This window comes from Pseudomonas pohangensis, from assembly GCF_900105995.1.
Taxonomy (GTDB): domain Bacteria; phylum Pseudomonadota; class Gammaproteobacteria; order Pseudomonadales; family Pseudomonadaceae; genus Aquipseudomonas; species Aquipseudomonas pohangensis.
The window spans coordinates 38634-60923 of sequence record NZ_LT629785.1 but is presented as its reverse complement, the minus strand read 5'-3'; the positions used below and the strand labels follow the sequence as shown (position 1 = coordinate 60923).

Below are 22290 nucleotides of genomic sequence, written 5' to 3'. Positions count from 1 at the left end.
CCTTCCTATCATCGACACTCGAAGCAGAATAAAAGAAGGGGCATGCGCCCCCCCCTACGATTGCTACATAATCCCCGTATAGAGGCGCATTTCGTCGGACTCACGAACGTCGTCTGGCATCAGATCCCATAGCCTGCTGTTAACACTTCCGAGGCCATCCCAGTCCTGCTCTCCGATGTGATGCTTACCCGCCTCTATTAGTTGCTTGGCCTGCAACTGATCATTCATCGAGTGACTGTTTTGCATTAAGTGCTTAAACACGTTCATCTGGAAGTCGGGCATCCTCATCAGCACGGCATACTGAAGCGTGTTGAGCTCCGAAGTCGCTGCCTCGATACGCTCAGGGTTAGACGAATTTACGAAGGTTTGCTCACGGGCAACGATTTCACGAAAAAGATGCTTCTCCCGATCGTTCCCGTTGTCCGAAATTAATTCTGCAAGCTCCGACTTTGCGTCGAAATAGGCGGTCTTGGCAGCGTCAACTCGCTTCGAAGAGGTCAGCTCGAAAACGTCCTGGGCAATTTTGCGCTTCTTGTCCTCCAACTTAAAACGGTCGTCTGTAACGTCATCGTGTGACAATGAGCCGCATTCGGAGAAAAGTCCCTGGACTTGGGAAAGAAGCTTTTCGAGCCCCTGAACAGAATCGGTATTGCCATTAGCCCCTGCCTCCTCGATTTCCGACTGGATCTTAGTCTCCAATTGCAAAACATCGACGGCAAGCATCTTGGTGTCGACATGCCTGTCCGTGCCCTTAAACACCTGCGAGAACTCCTGTCCCGTTCCGTTTAGGTAAGCCGAAATAGTGACATCCCTAGATTCGGAAACTTCGAACGTCAGGTCTATTTCCGTGCCCCGAATCAAATCGCGACTGATCTGCTTCCCGGTAATCAAAAGGACGCCAATTGGCTTATTCGTTGAGGCGTGTCGTTCAGATGGCCCCTCAACGATCATGACTCGTATTTCGTCATCAGAGCCTTTGATGATGGTTTTGGCAACCTCAACGCAGTTCTTCGTCTTAGCTGGCAAAACTCCGTTCCTTGCGAACACCCGCTTAAGCCTAGTGTCCTTGTTAGCTATGTCGTCAACCACCAGACTTAAATCCTCTGGCAGCATCTGGCCAGCGACACTGTAGCGACCTTGCGCGATCTGGATAGAATCGAGGCCGATATCTAACCGATTGTTATCCGAATCCATAACTGCAAAATTGAAAAGATTGTAGGCCCCTTCTCGAAGCGGTAAATCCTCGGAAATACGTCCAGAGAGGGCTTTGAGACCGCTATCAAACGAGCCGTCTTCATTTGTGATTCGATAGAATAGGCCCGAGATATCGCCATCAAATTTCGCTGTGAAAATCTCCTCCGATTCTTGAGTATTCTTGACGTACGATGCCTTGATTTTGAGGTTGCGGGAGTTCTTTGGCGAATCAGAAGCCTTGCCGGCAGCCCCGAACTCCTTAGTTCCTGCAAACCAGGCTGCGCCGACAGCGATAGCATTCGTGGGGTCGATGGACGTGTTGACAGAAATGTTTAGCAACTCCTCAATTCGCTTGCGAACGAAAGGAATATAGGCACCACCGCCAACCATCAGGACGAATTTCAGATCTTCCGAGCGAAGGGAATTCCGTGTCAGGATTTTTTTCATCATGTCAGCGGTGCCATCGATGGCCGCCTTGATGACCTCCTCAAACTCGGAGCGCGTGACAGTTAGCAGCGAATCGACAGGATTGCCGTCATCGTCCTCTAGACTGACCATCCCTAGATCGATTTCAGCAGATGTCTTGGAGGAAAGTTCAATTTTGAGTGCTTCTGCTGCGTAAAGGAGGCGATACCAAAGTTTGTTGTATTTGCCCCGCTCGCTTTTCATCTCTGAGAGCAAATCACCAAATTTGCCACGACGGCAAATCTCAGGAACTATCACGCTTTCGACCAGGAGGGTGTCAAAGTCTGAGCCGCCAAGATAGTTGTCGCCCTCATGGTCAACAACTGTTAACTCTCCTTCTACGATCTTTACAAGAGCCACATCGAATGTTCCGCCACCAAGGTCATAAACCATCCACTGGGAGTTTCGCAGATCAACGCTTTTCTCCTTGTTGGCATACGCAAGGCTGGCAGCAATAGGTTCTTGGAGTAGGACAACTTGCTTGAAACCTGCTGCTAGCCCTGCCTCTTTGGTTGCGTTCGACTGCACAGTGTCGAACGAGGCAGGGATGGTGATAACGGCCGCCTCGACCTGCTCGCCCGAGTGTACGAAGCTCTTGAGCTCCTTGAGGACGAAGGCGGATAGTTCGATAGGAGTTTTGGAACCCACGTTAAGTTTCAAGGTCTCGGTAGTACCCATTTTCCGCTTGAAGCGACTGGCCACGCTCTTGGGATCCTTCTCCGCATATGTGCGGGCCTGATCTCCTACCAATATCCGGTCGTTGCGGAACGCCACAACGGAAGGAAGAGATTCCTTGAAGCCGTTGGGGTTCTTAAACACCTCAACATGCCCTTTGTCGAACTTCGTAATAAGGGAATTCGTCGTTCCTAAATCAATCCCAAAGTTAATGGTTTTGCTCATTGCTTGCTCCCTTCCCTAGATTGGACTATCACTATTCCCTTTTGAACCACTCTGGAATAGGTCGATTCTCCAGTTCTGATGATTGGCTTGATTACCTCAACCACGATGAGTTGCTCGGTGCCGCTGCCTGAGATTGTTGCATCAAGATCAGTGCGGGTCTCCTTAAATTCCTGCCCCATCGGATCCTCATAAAAGATGCCCGTTTCCGCGAGTGATTCCTTCATTTTTTCGATATTTCTCGCAGCGTTACCAGCATCCCCATGTATCGCGAGCTTCTTTTCGATCTCATAAAGATTATTCAAGATACTGAGATACAGCCTGGGTATCTCTACTACATATTTTTGTGTCATTTAGTCTTCTGCCCCGTTCTTGATGGTTGCTAAAATCTTGAGGAGATACGCATTGTTCGTCTCCCTAAGCGAAAACGAAACTCGCTTCCTTGGGGAACTATTGTCACTTACAGTTAGATCTCCGTTATCCATTAGGACGCTAACCCTGTGCCAAGGTATGAAGTGTTCGTCAGAAAATATCCATCCCTTGACTTGGAAACGGATACCATGGCGCTCTATTTTGCAGGGACCGATATTAATTGGAACATCGGATGCTAGCTTGGCCTGCGTTCTCTCAATCAGCGAGGGATAAATGTAATGCATGGCGGCATCGATGAACTGACCGAAAAATTCATTACTCTTCTCTGATTCGCTGCCTTTCGCAGTCCAATTAAAGACCAAACTGCGCCCATCGACTGCTTTGAATGCTATAAGGAAATCCCAGACTTTAACGCCATTCTGATTCGTGATAAGAGCACCCCATCGAGTGTCGGTGACATCGGCGGCAGCGATATGGCGACTGCCCTGCAAGACGCCTTTTTTGGTGATTTCCCATCTTTCGCCACCCTTGGTTAGCCTCACCTCGTGCTTGCGTTCCTGGCGAATCAACACCTCAATACTCTCGACGTCAGCCTCAATAGTCCGGTTAGCGTCGGCTGAACGGAACTTGAATTTCTTAGCTAGCTCAATGATTTCTCGAGAAAGCTCGATATCTTCGTGAACGTTGAACGCCTTCGCTGCAAGCCTTCGAACAGAATGAACTGCGTCATTCTGTTGTTTCTCAAAAAAGGCAGGTAGTAAGTTCATAATTACCAGAAAATTCCCGCGTTTTAGGATTGCTTCCAAACCACTTACTGATGGCCTTACCGAATCCGCTTTAGCCAAATATTCGTGCAATGGATTAGCAAGTCTCTCGACAGCCCTCTGCGCCGATCTGAAACACTCGTCAACCATCGCGTCTGGAACCCAACGCCTTCCATCAAGCAGGCACTCGACCAGAATTGCATTCCCCTGCTCGATTGCCTTGGTCAGGATGCGATCAAGTTGCAGAGCAAAAATCCTTCCCATCCATTCAAGAAAATCGTCGTCCCACTCGATTCTGTCGATGGTTTCAAGTTCAGAAAAACTGGCATTTACAAGAAAATGTTCGTGCGCTCCGATTGTTAAGAAGCCCAAAAGAGGCTTGTTAGTGAAAACCTGCCAGTGCCAGTCCTTTTTCTTTTCATCGTTTAACTCATCGCAAAGCCCAATCGCACGAGATTTGTCGATTAGGGTGCCGGGCATCCACGAAACCCTACCGTCTTCTAGGTCGATTTCCTGCAACAGAATCTTTTTTAGCTTCTGAATTGCCTTAGGATCGAGCTCAGAAAGATCATCGACCTCCAAAGCATTCAGCAGTTGGAAAGGGTTCATATAGTGGTCGAACCATTGCTCCTCGGGGAGGATGGTATCGCCTAGCTGTCGAGCTTTTAAAGCAAGTTGGAGAAGCCTCGGCAATACGGTCGAAATGCGCTCTTTTGGCCGCTCCCAGTCTGGAGAATCCCTCAGGCAGAGTCTCCACATATCGATAGCATCCGCATCTTGAGAGATTGCTTCAGTGTTGTACGCGAGACCGATATTGAATCGCTCCCCTTCTCCTAATTTCCAGCAGCGGATCGCCTCGTAAGCACGATCATTTCGATAGTGAAGTGTTCCCAAGCGATTGCTCTGGACCTCAGATAGGGTCGACAGTCTTTCTAACCTTTCAAGAACGGAAACCTCCTCAACGTCCTGATCCTTGTCATCCTCAATTTTATAGATCGAGGACATTCCTGCCAGCGCTGTGGTTTGCTCTGGGTCTATGAGCAGCGCCTCCTCAAAAGCGCTCCGTGCATCTTCGAACTCCTCGTTCTCCAGTAGCAGATCCCCAAGTCGCGCCCAGGCATTGCCGGCGCCCGGTATCAGTTCAACAGTCTTTCGTAAAGCGAAGATGGTCTTTTTAGTATCGCCTAGAGCCTGCCGACACAATGCTACTTGCCACCAAGCTTGTCCGTTATCTGCGTCTTGCTCGACGGCGGCAAGAGACGAAACAAGTGCCTCCTCATAGCGTTTACGCCCACGTTGCTCCTTAGCCTTCTCAATTAACTCGTCGACGCTCTGCGGCATCATTTATCCCCTTTTAAAGAAATGGATGACCAATCCAGATCCATCAACACAAAACGGTTGGAGTCATCCTTTGGAAACCGCTGGTCATAGGACCAAACAACCCACGGATAGAGCGAATAACAGCGTCCCCGATCGGTAACATTGGTGATACCCGGTAGCAGTTGACCGTATATCTTCACGCAGGGCGCTTGTGTTCCCAGATGATCAAGGCCTGTCGCCTTCATCGGCGGTTTAAGCCAGCCGGTAGTGATCTTCATCTACGTTTAATCCTTCAATCCATAATTGTATTGACCCACCAAAACCAGCAGAGGTTAAGCGGCTAATGCGTTAGCATCAGCCGGTGTTTTCATGACAAGCGCATTGTGAAGGTGTTGGTTTTTATAGTGCTGCATCCAGTCACCTATAGCTCGGCTGTCATGCTATCGGATTACCTGCTGAAGCGAAGCTGTATTGAAGCGATACATAGCCTCCAGCGCACTCACCCCCATCCCGGTCTTCTGTACTTTTAACTGAACGGGTATGCGCTCCTTTAGAGCTTCGACATGACTGATCACGCCAATCATCTTGCCACTGGCATTCAGTGAATCCAGTGCGTCCAGCGCAACTTCCAGGGTTTCCGGGTCAAGGGTCCCGAAGCCTTCGTCGAGGAACAGCGAATCAATTGACGTCTTGTGGCTGACCAGATCGGACAAAGCCAATGCCAGCGCAAGACTGACCAGGAAGCTTTCACCTCCGGATAGCGTCTTGCAGTCACGCGCCGCATCGCTCTGCCAGGTATCAATGACCTCCAGCTCAAGCTCGCCCAGACTGCGCCGGCGTAACTGGTAGCGGCCATGCAAACGCTGCAGCTGTTGATTAGCCAGATAGATGAGGTGATCCAGCGTGAGCCCTTGGGCGAACTTGCGGTATTTGGCGCCGTCGGCAGAGCCAATCAGACTGTTGAGTTGCTGCCACAAGTCGAACTCACCCTGCTTGTCGGCAATTGCCGCGTACAGAGCCTGCTGGTTTTGGCGGCGCTGGTCATCGCCCTGTAACTGGCCGCGCAACTCCCCTTGGCGCTCAGAAGCAACTCGAAGCTGCTCGCTCACGGCCTGGAGCTGCTCGTCCAGTTGTTCAATGGCAAGTGATGTCTTTGGCTCAATGCTTAGTTTTTTGAGCGCCTGCTCACCCGAAACTTTGAGTGCGCGGGCCTCGGTCAATGCAGTCTCAACCTTCTCTTTGAGGGCGCGCAAACTTGCCTGCTGATCAACAGTCAGAAGCGCAGCAAGAAAGGCACTCTCATCAGCAAAGGCACTCTGCTCCAGCCCTTTCAGCCAAGCACTTTCCTTAGCAGCTAGCGTTTCCTTTGACTGCTGAAGCTGCTGGGTCAGGCTCTGGCGTTTGCCATTCAACTCATTGAGTTGTTTGAGTGCCGACTGGTATCCGGCTTCGATATCCTCGAGATTCAGACTATCCAGAACATCCTGCGGGAGATCTGCTCTATAGGCCTGCCCTGCTTCCCTCCAGCGCTTCATCCAAAGGGCTTGGGCCTGCAATGCTGACTGCAGGCTCTGCTCGATAGCTGAAAGCCTTCTTTCCAGATCCTGCAACTCTTTGAGCCTGCTTTGCCAAAGCCCCCACTCCGCCTGTCGATCACCCAGCCAATCGACCGGGACCTCTGGCATGCCATAGCCCAATACGTTCAAAGCCTCCAGCAGAGCCTTATGCCGCTCTTCATATTGGTGCTGCAATTTCTGCAACCGCTCGCGAGCTTCTGCCATTTGAGCCTGATGATTGCTCAAATTGGTTTTCGACATCGTCGACGCGTGGGAGGCCGTAGTGACAGCATGCTCACACTTCACCTGCTGGGCCTTGGCAAGTTCGAGCGACTGCCTGCAGCTTTCCAGCTCCCCTAGCCGGGCGTTCAGACCGCTCTGGTCCATGCTGTTTTTCTGCAGCGCAATTGCAACTGCCGCGCCATCCGCTAGGGTCAAACCCAGTAGCTGGCACTGGCGCTGCCATTCCTGCGCGTTCTTCTGAATATCCTGCTCTAGCTGAACAATCGACAGGCCAAGTTGCTTCACACGCTCTGCCAGTGCGGCGTGAGCCACGGCAAGCGACTCACCGGTTTTTTGCTGCGCCTCGAGCTCTGACTTTTTGGCCACCAGCGCCTGTTGAGTTTCAGAGATATCCAGCGCTTGGTAGGCCGAAACTGCCGGGTGCTCCAGGGAGCCACACAACGGGCAAGCCTCGTCTGGCTGTAAACGATTACGGTATGCGTCCAGCGACTGAATACGTTGCTCCTGCTCAAGCAACTTCTGCTTGTCAGTAACCTGTTCCGCAATAGATCTGTAGGTAGCGCGGGCGGCTTCAAGCTCTTGGTTCTTGATTGCCAGTTGATCCGTATTGTCAGCCAGCGAAGTTTGCTGCTCACGATGCGAGGCCTGCAATCGACCCTGCGCCACATCCAGTGCCTGCAACTGCTCAAGGCCACGCGCCTGAGCCTGCAATCGTTGCATCTGTTCGCGTAATTTATTCTCGGTAAGGCCATCAGTACCGAGCAACTGATTGAGTTTTTCCTGTTGCGCGGAATAAAGCTGTTCAGCTTGCTTTAGCTCAGTACTCGCTGCTTCGACCTGTAAGCCTTTCTCAATACAAGACTGATTTAACTGCGACTCGACTTCGCCTGCCTTTAGCTGCTGATCGTTCAGGAGCGCTATTGCCTCCAGCTGCTCTTGCAAGCCACTAAACTGGCTGCGCCAGACACCCAGATGTTCGCCCAACTGGGCATGCGCAGCGTTTTTCTGGAGGTACTGATCCACTTGCTGCTTTTGCAGGGTGAAGCCTGCTTTCTCGACCTGTTGCGCCTGCGCACTGTGGCGACTGAGGCTAACGCCCTGCCAGAGGGACTCGATGATCGCCTGTTGTGCCTGTTCGCTGGCCAACAGGCTGTCCTGCACTGCGGTCTCAACCTGCCCGAGCGTCGAGCGTGCGTCCTGCATGGCCATGTGCAGCGGTTGCAGACGCATGGCCGGCTCGCTGGCTGCCAGTTGCTGCAGTTGCGGCTGCGCTGCGTCCAGTTGCTGTAACGCCTGCTGCTCACGTGCCGCAAGCAACGTCAGCTTCTGCTCGGTCTGGGTTAGCTCGATACGCCATTGCCGTTGCATCTGGACTTGCTGGGATTGCTCGGTCAGCACAGTCAACTGCCCCACCAGAGCCTGACCTTCGGACTCCAGGGCTGCGCGCTCTTCTTCACTGAGCAAGGCAACACCTTCGGCGCGGGCTTTCAATTGCTCCAGCGCGGTTTTGACCTCACGGGCATTTTCGAATACCCGCTGAGAAATCTGTCCGTAGATCTCGGTTCCAGTCAGCTCTTCCAGTAGTTCGGCACGTTCATTGGCCTTGGCCTCAAGGAAGGCGGCAAAGCCACCCTGGGCCAGCAGCATGGATTTGGTAAAGCGCTCGAAATCCAGGCCGGTAATCTTCTCGGTCAGCGGCAACTTTTCATTAACTCTGCTGGCCAGAATCTCCCATTCACCCGTGGCCAGTTTGAGCGCTGCCAACTCCACTACCGGTGCCTGCAGTGCACCATCGATTCGATCACGCGCTCGACGCTGGCTCCAGAAAGCACGGTAGCGCCTGTCCATTACGGCAAACTCGACTTCAGCCAGGCAGTCGCTGGTATGCCTGGTGAGCAATTCGTTGCCACTGGCATTGACCGAACTCATCCGCGGTGTGCGGTGATAGAGCGCCAGGCAAATGGCATCCAGCAGCGTGGTCTTGCCAGCTCCGGTAGGGCCGGTGATGGCAAACAGGCCGTTATGCCTGAACGGCTCCTGAGTGAAATCGATCTTCCACTCGCCTTTTAGTGAGTTGAGGTTTTTCAAGCGCAGACTGAGGATCTTCATACCGGCTCCTCTGCCAACTGGGCGATCACCTGCTGATATAAACCACCAAGTTGCTCCTGCAATTGCGGATCCAGTGTTTCAGCCTCAAGTCGTTTGGAAAAAACATCGGTTGGACTCAACTCCTCAAGAGTCTCGCGCTGCGTGGGCAACGTGGGTTCAACATCTCCGCGCTGCCTGCGGGTGCGCAAGACTTCGACTGGCAGGCCATCGGTAAGCAGCAGCAACCGGGATTGCAGGTCACTCAGGTAATCGTCGCTGGTCACCATGATTTCCAGCCATACCGGGGTTTGCCCTGACCCTTGCTGTGCAGCATCCGCAATCAAAGCTTCCAGTTCTTTCAGTGAGCCCCGAAGTGAAAGCAACGGCTGGAAAAGTGGCACGTCCAAAGCTTCAACCTGCTGCAACCCGCCGGCATCCAGATCTACCAGCAGTACGTTTTTCTGCTGGCCGGTCTCGTCAAAACTTAACGGGATCGGTGAGCCTGAATAACGGATGTGCTCATGTCCGCCAACCTTCTGCGGACGATGAATATGCCCCAGCGCGATGTAGTCAGCCGGTGGAAAGGCGCTGGTCGGAAAGGCTTCAAGCGAGCCCACATAGATTTCCCTGACGGACTCACTGGCACTCGCACCGACGGTGGTCAGATGACCGGTAGCAACAATGGGCAGCTCAGCCCCCAACTCCATGCGTTTGTCGACAGCCAACTGATAAAGCGCCGCGTAGTGCGATTGAATGGCTTTTTGCAGGTTCACCTGCCGATCCTTGGCACTTGCATCGGTCAGGCTGGTGGTCACATCCCGGGGGCGAATAAACGGAATCGCGCACAGAATGGCACCCGGCGTTCCATCCCGCTGTTTGACCACCAGCAGCTGATCCCCAAGCGTTTCAGCCACCCCCGGAATGACACGGGCATTCAACTCCGCCAACAGGCTTTTGTTCTCACCCAGCATGGCAACTGAATCATGATTGCCACCCAGCACGATCAGTTCGGCACCACTACGTCGCATCGCTACAACGAACTCGCTGTACATCTCACGGGCATAGCTGGGCGGCGTTCCGGTGTCGAAGATATCCCCGGCCACCAGCACGGCATCCACTTGATGCTCTTTGACCTGGTCGACCAGCCAGCCAAGAAATGCCTGATGTTCGGCCTGACGGGTCTTGCCCATGAAGTGCTGACCAAGGTGCCAGTCCGAGGTGTGCAAAATGCGCATTGATACATCCTTTTTGAAAAGCGGTGGCGTAGGCGCAGGCACGCTTTGAATAACAACAATAACGAACCGGTTACTATCAAGAATCGGGGCTATTGGTCCCAGATTCCGTCGTTATCCACGTCGCGATCAACGCCTCCCGCATCCCTGTCCCACACCCCGTCATTATCAAGATCCCGGTCAACACCACCGGCGTCGTAGTCCCAAGTGCCATCATTGTCGATATCACGATCAACTCCACCGGCAGCCTTGTCCCAGCTACCGTCGTTATCCAGATCCCGATCGACTCCGCCTTTGTCGTAGTCCCACACGCCATCGTTATCGATGTCACGGTCGGTGCCACCCTTGTCGAAATCCCAGACGCCGTCATTATCGATATCGCGATCCTGCGCATGAGAGATTGCCGAAAAACCGAGCATTACGAGACAAGCAATTAAAACAGTCAGTCTCATGGCGAAGTAACCTCGTGCGATGTGAGCAAGCAGATAGCCTTACTTTGCTTGTCCGAGCGATAAGCTCTGTCAAAGCAAACCTGGCTCTCGCCAACCCGATGAAATCCAAGCGGGCTTGATTCCAACTGAGTCGATTTCACGCTTCCATGCGCGAGATGATTGAATAACAGAATCTGCTTGCCCAGATCCTGCGTGCGTGCGCTGTAGTGGTTGTAGTTGGTTTCATCAATCATTGTGGTGAATACGCTGCCCAGCGGATTCAGGACAATACCGAACCAGGATATCTCTGAAGGCTCCTGTTCAGCGGAGAAGGTCTCAAGGCTTTGCTCCGAGTTCTCCGTGAACTGGCTCATACGAACGGCCAACTGGTTCAGGAACATGTTTTTCTTGAGCGCGGCGTGCACTACCCACTCGGGCACTTCAAAGTCATAACTGAATGCATTTCTGTTTTCTGAAAGCTGTTCAAACAGCAGTGCATTCATGGCGAACTCCCAGGCCAATGGCCCAGCGAAGCTCAGCTCCAGCCTGGTCAGGGCTGGCAGCTCAGATGAAGGCGCAGCCAGTCCCAATGCCTGAAGCGTATTTAGCGTAGTTATGTCGTTGGTCACTATGTTGCTGAAGATCACTTTATCGATAATGGTGTTGGCGTCGGCCAGCAGCTCTCGCTGGCGTGCAATGTCAGCCAGCAGCATGTTCGTCGTACCTACTGCATCTCCAGCATTAGCCAACGCAAGCGCTCTGAAGCGAAGAGCCAAGTTTCCTTGAGTGACGTACTGCATCGGGGGACTCGGGGCGTCATACCGATTGATCAACGTATTGTGATGGTGCTGCAGACTCAGGTTGCGTTGGTAGCGCTTGAAAATCTCTGCACTCTGGGAAATCAGGCGATTGAGTTTGGGTTGATCCTTGAGCAACGCTTGAATACATGTCGCTGTATCCAGTGGGCAATTACCCCACTCTTCCGGATTCATCAGTGCCAGCGCGTTAGCCGGGAGCTTTTCCTCATAACCGAAAGATGAGGCGTCCGACCCGGCCAACGCATCCTGATAGGCTGTGATCCGGGCTGCGCCAAACCGGGAAGGATCTGTACCCAGGGGCGCGCCCAAGCCCATCTGGTAAATGAAGCCTTCCGCATAGGTATCGACTGCGGAAAGACCTTGTGCTTTCAGGGAACTGGAGAGCTCGGAGGGCTCCTCATCCGGGGCCAGGATCAAGGCCACCAACAGCAGTACCGAAGCCATAAAGACTCCGAACAGAACACGAAAAACCAACAGGCTGCGATTATTCATCCTGCCCTCGCTTGTTTTGACTTCCAAGTTTCTCAAACAGCCCCATGATGACCACAATAAAGACAATGCCGACTATCCAGAGAATCGCGCTGGCACGTGTTGCGGGGTCGGCGACAAACAGGAAGAAAATCCCTATACCAAGCAGCGAGAGCAAAAAAACAAACACATGCCAAAGCCCGACAATCAGCAACCAGCCGAGCCAAAGCAGCAGCAACAGACCCAACAAATGAAACATACCTATCCTTGCGCAGGCAGCGCAGACTCAAGCCAGAAATAAACCGGAACCGATAACGCCAATTCCAGTTAGCTTGAATGATATGTAGTCATAGTTGACGCATCTAGAGTGTTTACCCGTACAGGTAAAGTTTTCGAGCAGGTTTAAGGCTGCCAAGTGCAGCCAATCGCCATGAACAAAAATGACCCGCTTCAGCAGATCAATAGACAGAGCGAGCCGATCGATTCACGGCTGGACTACCGGAAAGCTGGCGTCGCCCCAGAGGGTGTCCGGGTTGTCCAGCATGATCTCGATGACCAATGGCACCAGCTTTCCCAGAAAATTCACACAGTCACGCAACTGGTCGCGGTTCACCGTACTGTTCCAGGTCGCACCACCATGCATCAACTGATTGCGCAGGACATACATCCGATTGAGCACAATACCCAGCACCGCTGGGGAGTTATTGCTCGCCAGCGCCAACTGTGCCGCTTTCTTGCCACTGGCAAATCTGTCCTGCCAATCAGCCTCTGTGATCTTTCCGCGCTGGAACTCCCAGAAACTGTGGAAGACATACGGGTTGTCCAGCAGGATGCGAATGCTGCCGGGAAACTCTTTCCAGACCATATTCCTGATCCGCCCTGGTGTATCCAGATCGCAAAGTTTTCCCAGAAACGCCCTGAAGGTCTCTTGTTCGGATAGGCGGGAACTCTCGTCAATTTCAGTCGCGTACGCTGCGTTAAAGGCGATCCACAGGAATATGAAGCGGCCGTCATCGTCCTTGGTCATTTCCGCCTTGCACAGCCAACTGAGCGCCCGGTGTACGCGAAGCGCCAGATTTGGCTGATGATTATCTCGTTCTGCTCTCTGACGGGCTTTTAGCGTATCGAAATCCACGAAGCTCTCCATTTGTCTACTGACCTGGCTTCACTTGGAATGAAGTGAAGCATGCAAAATGTAGTCATCGCCAAGAGCATACGCTGAGCGATACGGCTATATCGAATCCCTAACATTTGACTTGAACTAGTGTCGGCAGCTTTAGCTGAAGTCAGCTACCAACTTGACCAATTCGCTTGTTGGTTGCCTGTAACTGACTATCCGAACATCAAGATCGCAATCAATCGCAAGTCGCAATGCTCGCCGAATAGCTGAATGAATCCACTCATCATCATTACCAAACGCGCCACCGCCCAAACTCGTGAGCAGGACAATGTTCGAACGTCCGAGCTTGGCGTTTTCTAGTACGGCCCAGAGCGTCGCTTCATACGCAGCTTCAAGCACTAGATTGGCAAATGCCTTCCAGAGGTGCGCCGGCACCGATGAGTAAGCAACTGGTAGAGCGGAGCAATAGGCCTGGGAAACTAGCTGACGACATTCCGGAGCCGCGTCAGTCACTTCTACATCACGGTGCACACCGATGCACAAACTTCCCCGCAGAAGGTCAAGTTCAACCTCGCTCATAGTCTGGAGCGCTGAGTTGATGGCACTTAACCCTTCCTGGCTGCAAAGCGCATAGCCATTTCTCATTTGCCAAAGCTCAGGAAGGGAATGCCCTGTCCGCTCCGACAGCATCGCTCCCAAACCAGAGAGACCGTCTAGCTGGCTGTTGCTGGTCTGTCCAAGCTGGCCTGCAACAGGCGCGAAATAGTTACGGTAGATAGTTGCAGCGCCTGCAGCGATTGCACAGGCAGGACCTTGGGTTGGGTCACTCTGATAACGGGTAACCCCATCCTCAGGGGTGACACGCGGGGAGACCATTTCAAGCAAGTTGAACTGGGAGGCTACTTGGAATAATGCACCAGCAAACTCTGGTTTCTGGTGCATGGACCGCACGTCGCCCCTCTCCAGGCTTACCTTTATTCGTCCTGATCCTGCCGTCACCCTGTCTCTAAGGGACTGAAGTGAAGGGAGCATCAGCTCGCCAATTCCATAGCTCTGGCCATTCACTATGGATCGCAAATGGCTACCTTCTACCGCGAACTTGCTGCGAGTATCTTCATAGCTTGTCTCCGGGAAACCAGTTAGTCGCTCGAACCAGTCCATGCTCATCAAATGATCTCCGTATAACAGCTAAACTATGAATTGTTTTCACCAGATGGACGATCGACCAAGGGCCAGATCTAAATGATGTCGCAGCGCATTCAGAAATAACTACTGTGCCGCGGTTACTCTTCCCACTTGCCAGTCGGTGCCATGTGCCACATAAAAGAGTGCACATCAATCAGGTCACGCGGCTCAAGCTCCGCAATGTTGAGCTTTAGCCAATGGCAGAATTTAAGAATGTCTTTGTACAAAGCTGCAGTAGGCGCTGACTCATACGTTAACGGGTAGCGTGATTTTTCTAGCGACTTCTTCAGCATTTCCGGCTTAACGAACATTCCATATTTGCTATCCGCCAAGAACACAAAATAGGTCGCATAGGTCCACTTGAATAAATCTAACTCTTCCAATGTGTCGCAATAATGCTGAAAGCGCTCGTTGAATTCTTCACCTCCCCAAAGCACCTCGTAAAGGGCTGTGAAAAACTTCGGCCCTTTGGCTGGGTCCTGGAGAGCGTCAAGTAACCTGGGTTTTTCAAAGCTAGGCTGCATGAGATTGGTCATGTTTATCAGTCTTTTGGCTCTAGCATACAATTCAGCCCAGTCCTGATTTTTCAACAACACCGAGAATTGCTCTTCACCCAAAAGTTCCAGACAAAGATTTCTTGCGGCCAGCTTATAGTCACGCTCGACTACGATTTGCTGCCTGTCATGAAACCCCTCAGGGTAAGCATTAAGAAATGTTTGAATCATCCCGGGTAAGTAGCGCCTCTTAAGCTCAGACTCAATCTCATCGAGCTTCAGCTGGGCTTCTGCTGAACGCTTTGGGTCATCAAGATACCTAAGAGCGTTAGTGCGCAACCTGTTCAGGTCTTCGTCACTCATGTCAAAAATTCGGCTCATTGCATTACCTTGGTGCCTGTTCGTTAGTCATGGTTGTTTTTAAAGTAGTCGTTCAAATTACCGTAAAATTCGCGAAGAAATTTTTCGTTCTTTTCAATCCAACCTTTGTATTTGGCCCGTTCGTCTAAGTCAGCAAACTGGTCGGGTTGAATACCAACGGTGTAAAGATCTTCGAACTCTTCTTCCTCCGTCTCATACACCCCGATTTTGGAGTCATCTACGTAGCAAAGATCAACTATGTCTACTTCAACTTCTTTCTTCCGGGACATGATGCTCACTCCAGATATTACTGCACATCGATATTCGTCCGACTGACTTTTGTTTTCTTATCTCGCCCGCAAGCCAATTCCCATTCGTCCCGATGGTGCTCAACCCCACCGCCCTCTTGAGCCCAACGCTGCTCATAAGCCTGCCAGACCCTCTGAGCAAATCCCGGGTTTACCTCTTTAGGAAATAAGCAATGCCACGGGTAACTATCCAGCAGAGTTAAAGCTTGTTGCCAGGTATCAATGGAAGCGGTCTCCCGCGTTGCTGGTGATGCGAACATATCGTTAATCCGAACTCTGAATACCCATTTTTCATCGTGCAACAGGCCAACCAAACGAATGGCCCCGCCTTCGGCAAGCACGCTTAGAATCGGCATGAATTGGCTATCTTCATCGAGGCTATCTTTGTCTTGGTTGCTCACCGAATCTACCTTTTAGATCAATTTTAAGCTGACATGTACGCATTCACAGTGGGCAATGTGATGACTAATCTTGCTCGGACTCTGCGGCTACTTTGATCACGTGGGCCACATCTATTTGTTGAAGGTTTTCACCTCCGTCAACCTGCAGGTCTAGCAACCAGCCCTCAGGTGAAATATGCAGCTTCACTGGCTTACCACGTAGCGACTTCTGAATGCCGTCTGCGCGTTTGAAATCAAGGCGCACTGACTGTTCTTTAAGAAGGCCATCTACCAGGTTTGAAAAATCCAAATCTCCTATCTCAGGCATTGCCGGCATATCGATCTGAATCTTTTGATCAAGTCCAAATAGTCCGAAATCAGCCTCGTGCAGCATGCGTTTAAGGGTAGCCCGCATGGGATTCAGAAACGGCCCGAGCAGGTTTGGTGCGATTTTCTCCACCATGTTGTTAAGCGTCAGGAACGCATAGGCCTGAGCAGGAGAAAACCAAAGTCCAGGAAGCGTGTATGTGGGGCCTACATGCCCACCGTTTTCCAGTCGATAACAATGGTCATACCGACTCCAAACAATGGGCGCGTGCATCTGGTCACGCATCAACTGGATGTCACGATTGATCGTCTGCCGCGACACCTCAAGATCCTCCTGGAGTTGAGCCATGCTCACCCCTTGAGGACGTTGTAATAGCGCATTGATCCGGTTGATTCGCTGTGATCTTTCCAAGCTCTCTCCTAGACGGCTTCGTTCAACTGGTCTGGCTGGGCAATAACGCCCCAAACGCCGGCAAAGGCCTTCAACGTGTTGTCATGAATATCCAATACCGGACGGATGCCGCCAGACGCGTCACGCTGATAACCCCCGGCCAGATTCCAGGCAACCGGGATGCCCATCTTGCGAAATGCCTCAAACACCTGCTTGTCGCGATTGAACAATTGATTAGTGGTTAGCCATCCACCCAACGGGTCTTCAATGTGAGGGTCAGCTCCGGCTTGGTATAGCACCAGATCACAGTCAGCGAAGGCTTCCAGCAACCTAGGTATGTCTGCGACAAAAGCCTCCGCACGTTGCGGACGGCCATACTCCCGGCAAGGGCTGTAATGCGTCACTTGGCTGCCGAGACCCAGGCGCTTGATGATATCGGCGGTGCCGTCGCCCCAGTGCTGATCGAAATCCAGTATGCCAATCCGCTTTACCTTGCCTTCGTTGAGCAAGACACGAGCGGTGACCATCAAACCGTTGAAGGTGCAAAAGCCCCCGACAAAAACGTAACCGGCATGATGAAAGCCCGAACAGGGCGCGATCGCACCGCAACCATTTTCCAGCGCATAGCGAGCTGCCGAGAGCATGGCCCCACTGGTATAAGGCAGTGAAGCAGCGACCTTCAGGCTCCGGTTACTGAAGCCGTTGGCCTTTTCACCCGATAGAACAGCACGAACCATCTCCGGATCATGGGCCAGACAGAGCTGCGCTTCCGTCACGGGTATCGGCTCAACGACTTGCATCGGAAGCCCCAGCATTGCCCAGGATTCCATGACTTGGGCAGGCTTGGCAGCACTTGGAGAGTAGCTAGCCGCGTCGGCAACCATGTGATTGGTATAGTGAAAAGCAAGCTGCATGGTGTAACTCCTGTAGATGTCTTTATGTAGCAACATCATGCAGTTACCAGTGCCTCAACACGTGAGGCACTGCCTCACACACTCACTCTCTCCCCAAATAAACATCGCACATCAAAATGGGACCTCGCCAAGATCAATGGGAGTGTCATCATCAGGCCAGCCATCGGCAGTCCGCGTCTTGGTCTGAGTGTTCAACTCACTTCTTGCTGTGTAAGGCTCCTTTCGATCCATGCGCGCCGTGTCACTTACTCCCTCGCCGCGACTGCCCAGAAGCTGCATGGTGCCACCCATATCGACAACGATTTCAGTGGTGTAACGCTTGATACCGTCTTTCTCCCACTCTCGTGTCTGAATGCGGCCCTCGATGTAACACTGCGAACCTTTCTTAAGGTTCTGGCACGCAATTTCTGCGATTTTCCCGAAGAAAACGACACGGTGCCATTCAGTACGTTCCTGCTGCTGGCCGGTCTGTTTATCCTTCCAGCTATCCGTGGTCGCCAGCTTTATTGTGGTGACCTGGTTTCCGTTGGGGAGAAAGCGCGTTTCAGGATCGCCGCCCACATTGCCGACCAAGATGACCTTATTGATGCCTTTTGCCATTGTCTTGCTCCTTTGGATGGACAGATTTTCCAACTGGGTCAACTCGCAGCTTTTGCACAAAGATACTGAACTGACCCAAAGCTGCCTGTCGAAGACTTACATTTCCTTGATGCATGTAACCGCTGTGTAGCCGCTATTGAATGCCTTCATTTCAGCATCTCCTTCCGAGTATCCGGTGAATATCTCGCTGTGAAAATCGGCACCCTTGTAGCCCGAAATCAGATACGTCTTGAACATCGTTTACTCCTTATTTCATGTCTGGATACCGTTGCACTGACTACTCTTCAGCCTGACCATCTCCGCCCGATCCACTCCCAGGCGCCGGATCAATATCTTCAGCAACTTCTAAATCACTGTGCGCAACACAAGCTTGTCTGGATAGCTTGCAAGGAAGCTATCTGCCAACGGAGAACCGCATATACGACCGAACTGCCCCGTCATTAATTACTCGGATGATGCGTATGCAGCTCGTCCAACAGCAACTTGATCAGCTCGGTCTTGCGGAGCAATTGCGCCACATGCGCATTTTCTGCCCGCAGTGCGGATCTGAGCTGGGCAATATCTTTAGCCTGAAGCTCTTGCACCCGGTACAGATGCGAATTGTGTTCTGCCAATTCGGCAAGCTGTCGCTCGAGGGTGCTGCGTTTTTCCAGTGAAGCCAGCAATGCAATTCCCAGCATCAGCGACAAACCCAGTGCAACGCCAAGGCTGATCCATACACCGGCCAATTCACTCACATCAATCCTTCTTTTCGATTTCGCAGTATTGCTTGATGACTGAAGAATATGTAGCTTTAGATGACGCATCTAGAGTGTTTACATGAACAGGTAAACTTTTCAGGCAGGTGGAGATGACATGAAACGTCAGCAATCGATTGAACAGGTTCGCTGGGATCTGGCCCTACGCTATCGACTGATCGAGACCGTGGCTTGGTGGGAAGGCCGCCTGACCACCAACCACCTGATGCAGAGCTTTGGCATCAGTCGGCAGCAGGCCTCCAAGGACATCAACAGCTACATCAACGAACATGCGCTCAGGAATCTGCAATACGACAAGTATTTGAAGGGGTATGTACCGAGCAAGCACTTCGAGCCACTGTTCATCGATGACAGTGCCAGTGCGTATCTGCATCTACTCAACCAGAACTATGAGCGCGCGCCACACATCGAAGGGTTAGCACTAGCCTATGCCCATACCGAAGTGCTGCATGTGCCTGACAGGTCAGTAAAAGCCGAAATCCTGAGACCGCTACTCAAAGCCTGTCGCGAAGGCCTGCGCCTTGAAACCGAGTACGTGTCATTCAATACACCAACTTCCGAAATCAGGCTGATTGCTCCGCATACGCTTGTCTATACCGGTATGCGCTGGCATGTGCGGGCCTACTGCGAGAAGAACCGTGCTTACAGGGATTTCGTACTCAGCCGTTTCCGTGGCGTACCAGACCTGTTGGATGAATCGGATTTTGGACGGGACGGGGATGAGGCGTGGAACGCTGAAGTGCAAGTGATCATTGAGCCCGATGCCCGGCTGAAGCCTGAGCAGAAGAGCATCATCGAAACCGACTACGGCATGGTCGATGGTCAGCTGGTGGTAAACACCCATGGCGCTTTGGTGCAATACGTTCTGCAGCGATACCAAATTGACCCGAACATGGTGCAAGCCAAGGCAACAGCTCAACAGATCGTAGTCTCAAATCTAGATGAACTGTCTACTTGGCTATACAAATGATCGCATCAGCAATAAGTGCCAGACAGGAAGCTAATTAAACGCTGACTATTTAAATTCCTGCGGTAGCACTTTGCGCTCGACAGGTATCGAGCTCATGGCACCTAACACTGGGCAGAGTCAGGCAGAATAAATGACTTTATCCTACAACATGCGATGACCGCACAGTCGTAGTGAGGCTCTAGCTGGAAGTGTTGTGGTAATCAGTATTGGATCACTATGTTAAATGTTAAGTAGTTTATTGTCTTGCGCATGTCGGAATGAGTTTCCTTTAGTTTGAATCGCACATTTAAAGGGCATTCATAGGCTATTTTGCCGAACGGACACCAGCCGCAGAGCTCATTACATCGAAAAACCGCCTAGCCCAACCCAACACATATGATTGCGCTGGAAACTTAGTCCTGTAAGGTTTTCTTGTTTGCTTAGTTAGGCTTGGTCAGCTGAAATACCGACAGCTAAAGCACTTGACCAGATTTCTTTACACCGTGTGGTATTGTTCAACCATGAAAAGTACTGGTTGAATGGGCTGGAACTTAACGCGCTAAGTGTGACCCGGAAGTGATTGTTGGGAATGCTGTCAAATGGAAGAATGAACGCCCCACACAAGTTGAGGAAGGCCGGCTCGTGAGGTAGCACTGTCTCTGAAAGGCTTGGATCGGCGACAGACAATTCTAAAATAGTGCTCCGAAAAAACTCCCAATACCCTGGATTTTCGAATCCCAAAACATTCACACCAACAGCGAATAAGATATCATATGCTTTCGCTGCCTTAGACGGGGTACGCAGAATGTTGTTAAAAGCCCAGTTGGTCTTAGTTTGACCTATGCTCTTGTTTGCAATATTTAGCCTAGCGAGCTTCACCTCAACAGCTAACCAGCGACCGTTTAAAAGCACTAAAGCATCCGCTGCGCCGTGGGGCTCCGCGTTCATGTCCCCCCACCTGCCGATGGGAATATGAATATCGCTCTCGCTAAGTCCGATTACCCGAAGAAGATAGCTCTTGAGGAGCATCTTTCCAAATACGTCACCCTCTAAGAAACGGACATATTCTGCTTCTGGCGAAGGCGCCTGATTATCAAGAAAACCTGACACTTTGCGTATCCTCTAAAGAAAAGATAATTTCTAAATTACTTTCGAATAACTACCTGGAAGATGTTGGACTACTAGCAATAACGCACCTGCCATACGCGAACTAGCGGGGTATATGGTCCAGTCTGTTTCGTACCCGGCCAAGGCTTGCCACTCGCATTAAACTTGCTCTGCTCGATCCAGAACTTGTGTTTGATAAAAGCTTTTGAACATACATAATTTATCAGTATTTATTAGAAGATACATAACTAACGGAACCGAAAATGAAAATATGGTGTAAGTCGTGCGGCCATTCTGAGACAACAAACAAGGATTTTTGGGTTAAGTTGATCGGGGTTGCTGCACCTATTGGCGGCTTCTGGGCTTGGGTTACATTCTTTTTCGCAGGAACAGGGCTGGCATTGCCTATCTGTATAGCGATGGTCGTGTGTGGCGTGGGAATGCTCGCTTACAAAGACAAGGTTGTTAAGTGGATCACAGACAAAGGTTACAACTGCCCCAAATGCGGGAAAAAAGATTGGGAGCTTCTCCAAGATGACTGAAGTTGCCCAACAAGGCGCTTCAGCGGACCTGTCGCCTTCGGCACCAGTCCGTTCAGCTTAAAAAAAGGGGACAAATTTATTTTCAACAATGACCGCTTCGGGCGCAGTCATTCAGCGCTTGGATGAAGTGCTTCCCTGATGTCACCACCTGGCAGCCCCTCAATGGCAAATACTGGGTCGCGCGCGCACTCTTAGACAAGTCGAGTGCAAACGACTTGACCCGGAATGCGCATACCCAAGACTGACATTGTGCTTGATGATTATTTTTTATTCACTATGATTGAAATTTCATCACCTAGGCGCAGAACGATCGCTGGAAAAGGGGACACACCATGGTTGCCATCACCAAAACTAGATCCGTCACCGCTCACGTCCCTATTGAGCTGGCTGAACGTGTTGATGAGATTGCCGGACGATTGGAGCGCTCAAAGAACTGGATCGTCAAACAGGCACTGTCCGACTGGCTGGACCAAGAAGAAGAACGCAGCCGCCTGACCCTCGAGGCACTGGCTGATGTGGATGCTGGGCGTGTAATTGACCATCAGGCTGTGCATGCATGGGCTGAGAGCCTCAGCACCAAAAAGCCTCTGCCGGTACCGCGTTAATGGAATTGAAATGGTCGAGCAGGGCAATGTCCGATCTGGCCCGTCTATACGAGTTCCTGGCGACCGTGAATCAGCCCGCTGCGGCGCGCACGGTTCAGCAGCTCACGGCAGCCCCAACCCAGCTGCTGACCAACCCGCGGATTGGCGAGCGGCTGGAAGAGTTCGCGCCCCGTGATGTACGGCGGATTTTGGTTGGGCACTACGAGATGCGCTACAAAATTTCGGACTCCACGATCTACCTGCTTCGCCTGTGGCACACACGAGAGGATCGATAAAGATCTCCGTCTTGGACAGCGACTAGGACGAATTCGCCACTTTCATGCTGGTCTACGAGGATGCGTATGGACGTGATGTTTGACCCCTCCCGCGGCAGCACGGCTGGCGACTGATCAAAAGCGCCGC

The 22290-nt window shown here is 51.7% G+C and carries 24 protein-coding genes; 4 read left to right on the top strand and 20 right to left on the bottom strand.

What is annotated here, in order from left to right; translation table 11 throughout:
- Positions 1-63: 63 nt before the first annotated feature.
- The 19 genes from BLT89_RS00285 to BLT89_RS00200 all read right to left on the bottom strand — a co-directional run bounded on the left by BLT89_RS00285 (position 64) and on the right by BLT89_RS00200 (position 18733).
- Entirely contained in the window at positions 64-2559 is a 2496-nt protein-coding gene (locus tag BLT89_RS00285) for an Hsp70 family protein (RefSeq protein WP_090192544.1), read from the bottom strand.
- Positions 2556-2909, bottom strand: coding sequence for a hypothetical protein (locus tag BLT89_RS00280; RefSeq protein ID WP_090192543.1), 354 nt, complete (start codon positions 2907-2909; stop codon positions 2556-2558). The genes BLT89_RS00285 and BLT89_RS00280 overlap by 4 nt, the downstream gene beginning before the upstream one ends.
- Complete coding sequence (locus BLT89_RS00275) at positions 2910-5036, bottom strand: tetratricopeptide repeat protein (RefSeq protein ID WP_090192542.1); 2127 nt, start codon at positions 5034-5036, stop codon at positions 2910-2912. It lies immediately after the preceding gene.
- A complete protein-coding gene (locus BLT89_RS00270) occupies positions 5033-5290 on the bottom strand; it encodes a hypothetical protein (protein WP_090192541.1) in 258 nt (85 codons plus the stop codon). Before BLT89_RS00270 ends, BLT89_RS00275 begins: the two co-directional genes overlap by 4 nt.
- Before the next feature lie 162 nt (positions 5291-5452).
- Positions 5453-8920, bottom strand: coding sequence for an AAA family ATPase (locus tag BLT89_RS00265; RefSeq protein WP_090192540.1), 3468 nt, complete (start codon positions 8918-8920; stop codon positions 5453-5455).
- Positions 8917-10134 carry an exonuclease subunit SbcD gene (gene sbcD / locus BLT89_RS00260; protein ID WP_090192539.1) on the bottom strand — a complete coding sequence of 406 codons (1218 nt, stop codon included), beginning with the start codon at positions 10132-10134 and terminating at the stop codon, positions 8917-8919. The genes BLT89_RS00265 and sbcD overlap by 4 nt, the downstream gene beginning before the upstream one ends.
- Positions 10135-10223: 89 nt before the next feature.
- A complete protein-coding gene (locus BLT89_RS00255; RefSeq protein ID WP_231975047.1) occupies positions 10224-10583 on the bottom strand; it encodes a hypothetical protein in 360 nt (119 codons plus the stop codon).
- On the bottom strand, positions 10580-11872 hold the full coding sequence (locus tag BLT89_RS00250; RefSeq protein ID WP_090192538.1) for a hypothetical protein: 1293 nt from the start codon (positions 11870-11872) through the stop codon (positions 10580-10582). The genes BLT89_RS00255 and BLT89_RS00250 overlap by 4 nt, the downstream gene beginning before the upstream one ends.
- On the bottom strand, positions 11865-12107 hold the full coding sequence (locus tag BLT89_RS00245; protein WP_090192537.1) for a hypothetical protein: 243 nt from the start codon (positions 12105-12107) through the stop codon (positions 11865-11867). The genes BLT89_RS00250 and BLT89_RS00245 overlap by 8 nt, the downstream gene beginning before the upstream one ends.
- Before the next feature lie 225 nt (positions 12108-12332).
- Positions 12333-12983: a HEPN domain-containing protein gene (locus BLT89_RS00240; protein ID WP_090198527.1), complete on the bottom strand. Its 651-nt coding sequence runs from the start codon at positions 12981-12983 to the stop codon at positions 12333-12335.
- Positions 12984-13124: 141 nt separating this feature from the next.
- The gene (locus BLT89_RS00235; RefSeq protein WP_197673523.1) at positions 13125-14135 is read right to left on the bottom strand and encodes a hypothetical protein; all 1011 of its coding nucleotides are present in this window, start codon (positions 14133-14135) and stop codon (positions 13125-13127) included.
- 116 nt (positions 14136-14251) lie between these two features.
- Complete coding sequence (locus tag BLT89_RS00230) at positions 14252-15028, bottom strand: hypothetical protein (protein ID WP_090192536.1); 777 nt, start codon at positions 15026-15028, stop codon at positions 14252-14254.
- A 23-nt stretch (positions 15029-15051) separates the two neighbouring features.
- Entirely contained in the window at positions 15052-15297 is a 246-nt protein-coding gene (locus tag BLT89_RS00225; protein ID WP_090192535.1) for a hypothetical protein, read from the bottom strand.
- Between the two features lie 17 nt (positions 15298-15314).
- Positions 15315-15716 (bottom strand): hypothetical protein, encoded by a 402-nt coding sequence (locus BLT89_RS00220; RefSeq protein WP_090192534.1) that lies wholly within the window; start codon positions 15714-15716, stop codon positions 15315-15317.
- A gap of 64 nt (positions 15717-15780) precedes the next feature.
- Complete coding sequence (locus BLT89_RS00215) at positions 15781-16434, bottom strand: helix-turn-helix transcriptional regulator (RefSeq protein ID WP_157718760.1); 654 nt, start codon at positions 16432-16434, stop codon at positions 15781-15783.
- An 8-nt stretch (positions 16435-16442) separates the two neighbouring features.
- Complete coding sequence (locus BLT89_RS00210; protein WP_157718759.1) at positions 16443-17327, bottom strand: arginase family protein; 885 nt, start codon at positions 17325-17327, stop codon at positions 16443-16445.
- Between the two features lie 111 nt (positions 17328-17438).
- Positions 17439-17927, bottom strand: a complete 489-nt coding sequence (gene ssb / locus BLT89_RS00205; protein ID WP_090192531.1) for a single-stranded DNA-binding protein — start codon at positions 17925-17927, stop codon at positions 17439-17441.
- 96 nt (positions 17928-18023) lie between these two features.
- Entirely contained in the window at positions 18024-18164 is a 141-nt protein-coding gene (locus BLT89_RS17530) for a hypothetical protein (RefSeq protein ID WP_157718758.1), read from the bottom strand.
- Positions 18165-18367: 203 nt separating this feature from the next.
- Positions 18368-18733: a hypothetical protein gene (locus tag BLT89_RS00200; RefSeq protein WP_157718757.1), complete on the bottom strand. Its 366-nt coding sequence runs from the start codon at positions 18731-18733 to the stop codon at positions 18368-18370.
- Between the two features lie 49 nt (positions 18734-18782).
- On the opposite strand from BLT89_RS00200, the gene BLT89_RS00195 reads away from it, so the two are divergent.
- Positions 18783-19655: a helix-turn-helix transcriptional regulator gene (locus BLT89_RS00195; protein ID WP_090192529.1), complete on the top strand. Its 873-nt coding sequence runs from the start codon at positions 18783-18785 to the stop codon at positions 19653-19655.
- A 423-nt stretch (positions 19656-20078) separates the two neighbouring features.
- On the opposite strand, the gene BLT89_RS00190 is transcribed toward BLT89_RS00195, so the two are convergent.
- Positions 20079-20744, bottom strand: a complete 666-nt coding sequence (locus BLT89_RS00190; protein WP_090192528.1) for a hypothetical protein — start codon at positions 20742-20744, stop codon at positions 20079-20081.
- Between the two features lie 260 nt (positions 20745-21004).
- On the opposite strand from BLT89_RS00190, the gene BLT89_RS00185 reads away from it, so the two are divergent.
- The 3 genes from BLT89_RS00185 to BLT89_RS00175 all read left to right on the top strand — a co-directional run bounded on the left by BLT89_RS00185 (position 21005) and on the right by BLT89_RS00175 (position 22163).
- On the top strand, positions 21005-21283 hold the full coding sequence (locus BLT89_RS00185) for a hypothetical protein (RefSeq protein WP_090192527.1): 279 nt from the start codon (positions 21005-21007) through the stop codon (positions 21281-21283).
- Positions 21284-21615: 332 nt separating this feature from the next.
- On the top strand, positions 21616-21888 hold the full coding sequence (locus BLT89_RS00180) for a CopG family ribbon-helix-helix protein (protein ID WP_090192526.1): 273 nt from the start codon (positions 21616-21618) through the stop codon (positions 21886-21888).
- Positions 21888-22163 carry a type II toxin-antitoxin system RelE/ParE family toxin gene (locus BLT89_RS00175; protein ID WP_090192525.1) on the top strand — a complete coding sequence of 92 codons (276 nt, stop codon included), beginning with the start codon at positions 21888-21890 and terminating at the stop codon, positions 22161-22163. Before BLT89_RS00180 ends, BLT89_RS00175 begins: the two co-directional genes overlap by 1 nt.
- Positions 22164-22290: the final 127 nt, after the last annotated feature.

What these genes read in the sequence shown, in the direction of transcription:
- BLT89_RS00285 (WP_090192544.1), bottom strand. Translation starts at nt 2,559, where the DNA reads ATGAGCAAAACCATTAACTTTGGGATTGATTTAGGAACGACGAATTCC.
- BLT89_RS00180 (WP_090192526.1), top strand. Translation starts at nt 21,616, where the DNA reads ATGGTTGCCATCACCAAAACTAGATCCGTCACCGCTCACGTCCCTATT.
- BLT89_RS00275 (WP_090192542.1), bottom strand. Translation starts at nt 5,036, where the DNA reads ATGATGCCGCAGAGCGTCGACGAGTTAATTGAGAAGGCTAAGGAGCAA.
- BLT89_RS00200 (WP_157718757.1), bottom strand. Translation starts at nt 18,733, where the DNA reads ATGCGTCATCTAAAGCTACATATTCTTCAGTCATCAAGCAATACTGCG.
- ssb (WP_090192531.1), bottom strand. Translation starts at nt 17,927, where the DNA reads ATGGCAAAAGGCATCAATAAGGTCATCTTGGTCGGCAATGTGGGCGGC.
- sbcD (WP_090192539.1), bottom strand. Translation starts at nt 10,134, where the DNA reads ATGCGCATTTTGCACACCTCGGACTGGCACCTTGGTCAGCACTTCATG.
- BLT89_RS00210 (WP_157718759.1), bottom strand. Translation starts at nt 17,327, where the DNA reads ATGCAGCTTGCTTTTCACTATACCAATCACATGGTTGCCGACGCGGCT.
- BLT89_RS00245 (WP_090192537.1), bottom strand. Translation starts at nt 12,107, where the DNA reads ATGTTTCATTTGTTGGGTCTGTTGCTGCTGCTTTGGCTCGGCTGGTTG.
- BLT89_RS00185 (WP_090192527.1), top strand. Translation starts at nt 21,005, where the DNA reads ATGAAAATATGGTGTAAGTCGTGCGGCCATTCTGAGACAACAAACAAG.
- BLT89_RS00230 (WP_090192536.1), bottom strand. Translation starts at nt 15,028, where the DNA reads ATGAGCCGAATTTTTGACATGAGTGACGAAGACCTGAACAGGTTGCGC.
- BLT89_RS00225 (WP_090192535.1), bottom strand. Translation starts at nt 15,297, where the DNA reads ATGTCCCGGAAGAAAGAAGTTGAAGTAGACATAGTTGATCTTTGCTAC.
- BLT89_RS00255 (WP_231975047.1), bottom strand. Translation starts at nt 10,583, where the DNA reads ATGAGACTGACTGTTTTAATTGCTTGTCTCGTAATGCTCGGTTTTTCG.
- BLT89_RS00280 (WP_090192543.1), bottom strand. Translation starts at nt 2,909, where the DNA reads ATGACACAAAAATATGTAGTAGAGATACCCAGGCTGTATCTCAGTATC.
- BLT89_RS00250 (WP_090192538.1), bottom strand. Translation starts at nt 11,872, where the DNA reads ATGAATAATCGCAGCCTGTTGGTTTTTCGTGTTCTGTTCGGAGTCTTT.
- BLT89_RS00195 (WP_090192529.1), top strand. Translation starts at nt 18,783, where the DNA reads ATGAAACGTCAGCAATCGATTGAACAGGTTCGCTGGGATCTGGCCCTA.
- BLT89_RS17530 (WP_157718758.1), bottom strand. Translation starts at nt 18,164, where the DNA reads ATGTTCAAGACGTATCTGATTTCGGGCTACAAGGGTGCCGATTTTCAC.
- BLT89_RS00265 (WP_090192540.1), bottom strand. Translation starts at nt 8,920, where the DNA reads ATGAAGATCCTCAGTCTGCGCTTGAAAAACCTCAACTCACTAAAAGGC.
- BLT89_RS00175 (WP_090192525.1), top strand. Translation starts at nt 21,888, where the DNA reads ATGGAATTGAAATGGTCGAGCAGGGCAATGTCCGATCTGGCCCGTCTA.
- BLT89_RS00235 (WP_197673523.1), bottom strand. Translation starts at nt 14,135, where the DNA reads ATGAGCATGGACTGGTTCGAGCGACTAACTGGTTTCCCGGAGACAAGC.
- BLT89_RS00270 (WP_090192541.1), bottom strand. Translation starts at nt 5,290, where the DNA reads ATGAAGATCACTACCGGCTGGCTTAAACCGCCGATGAAGGCGACAGGC.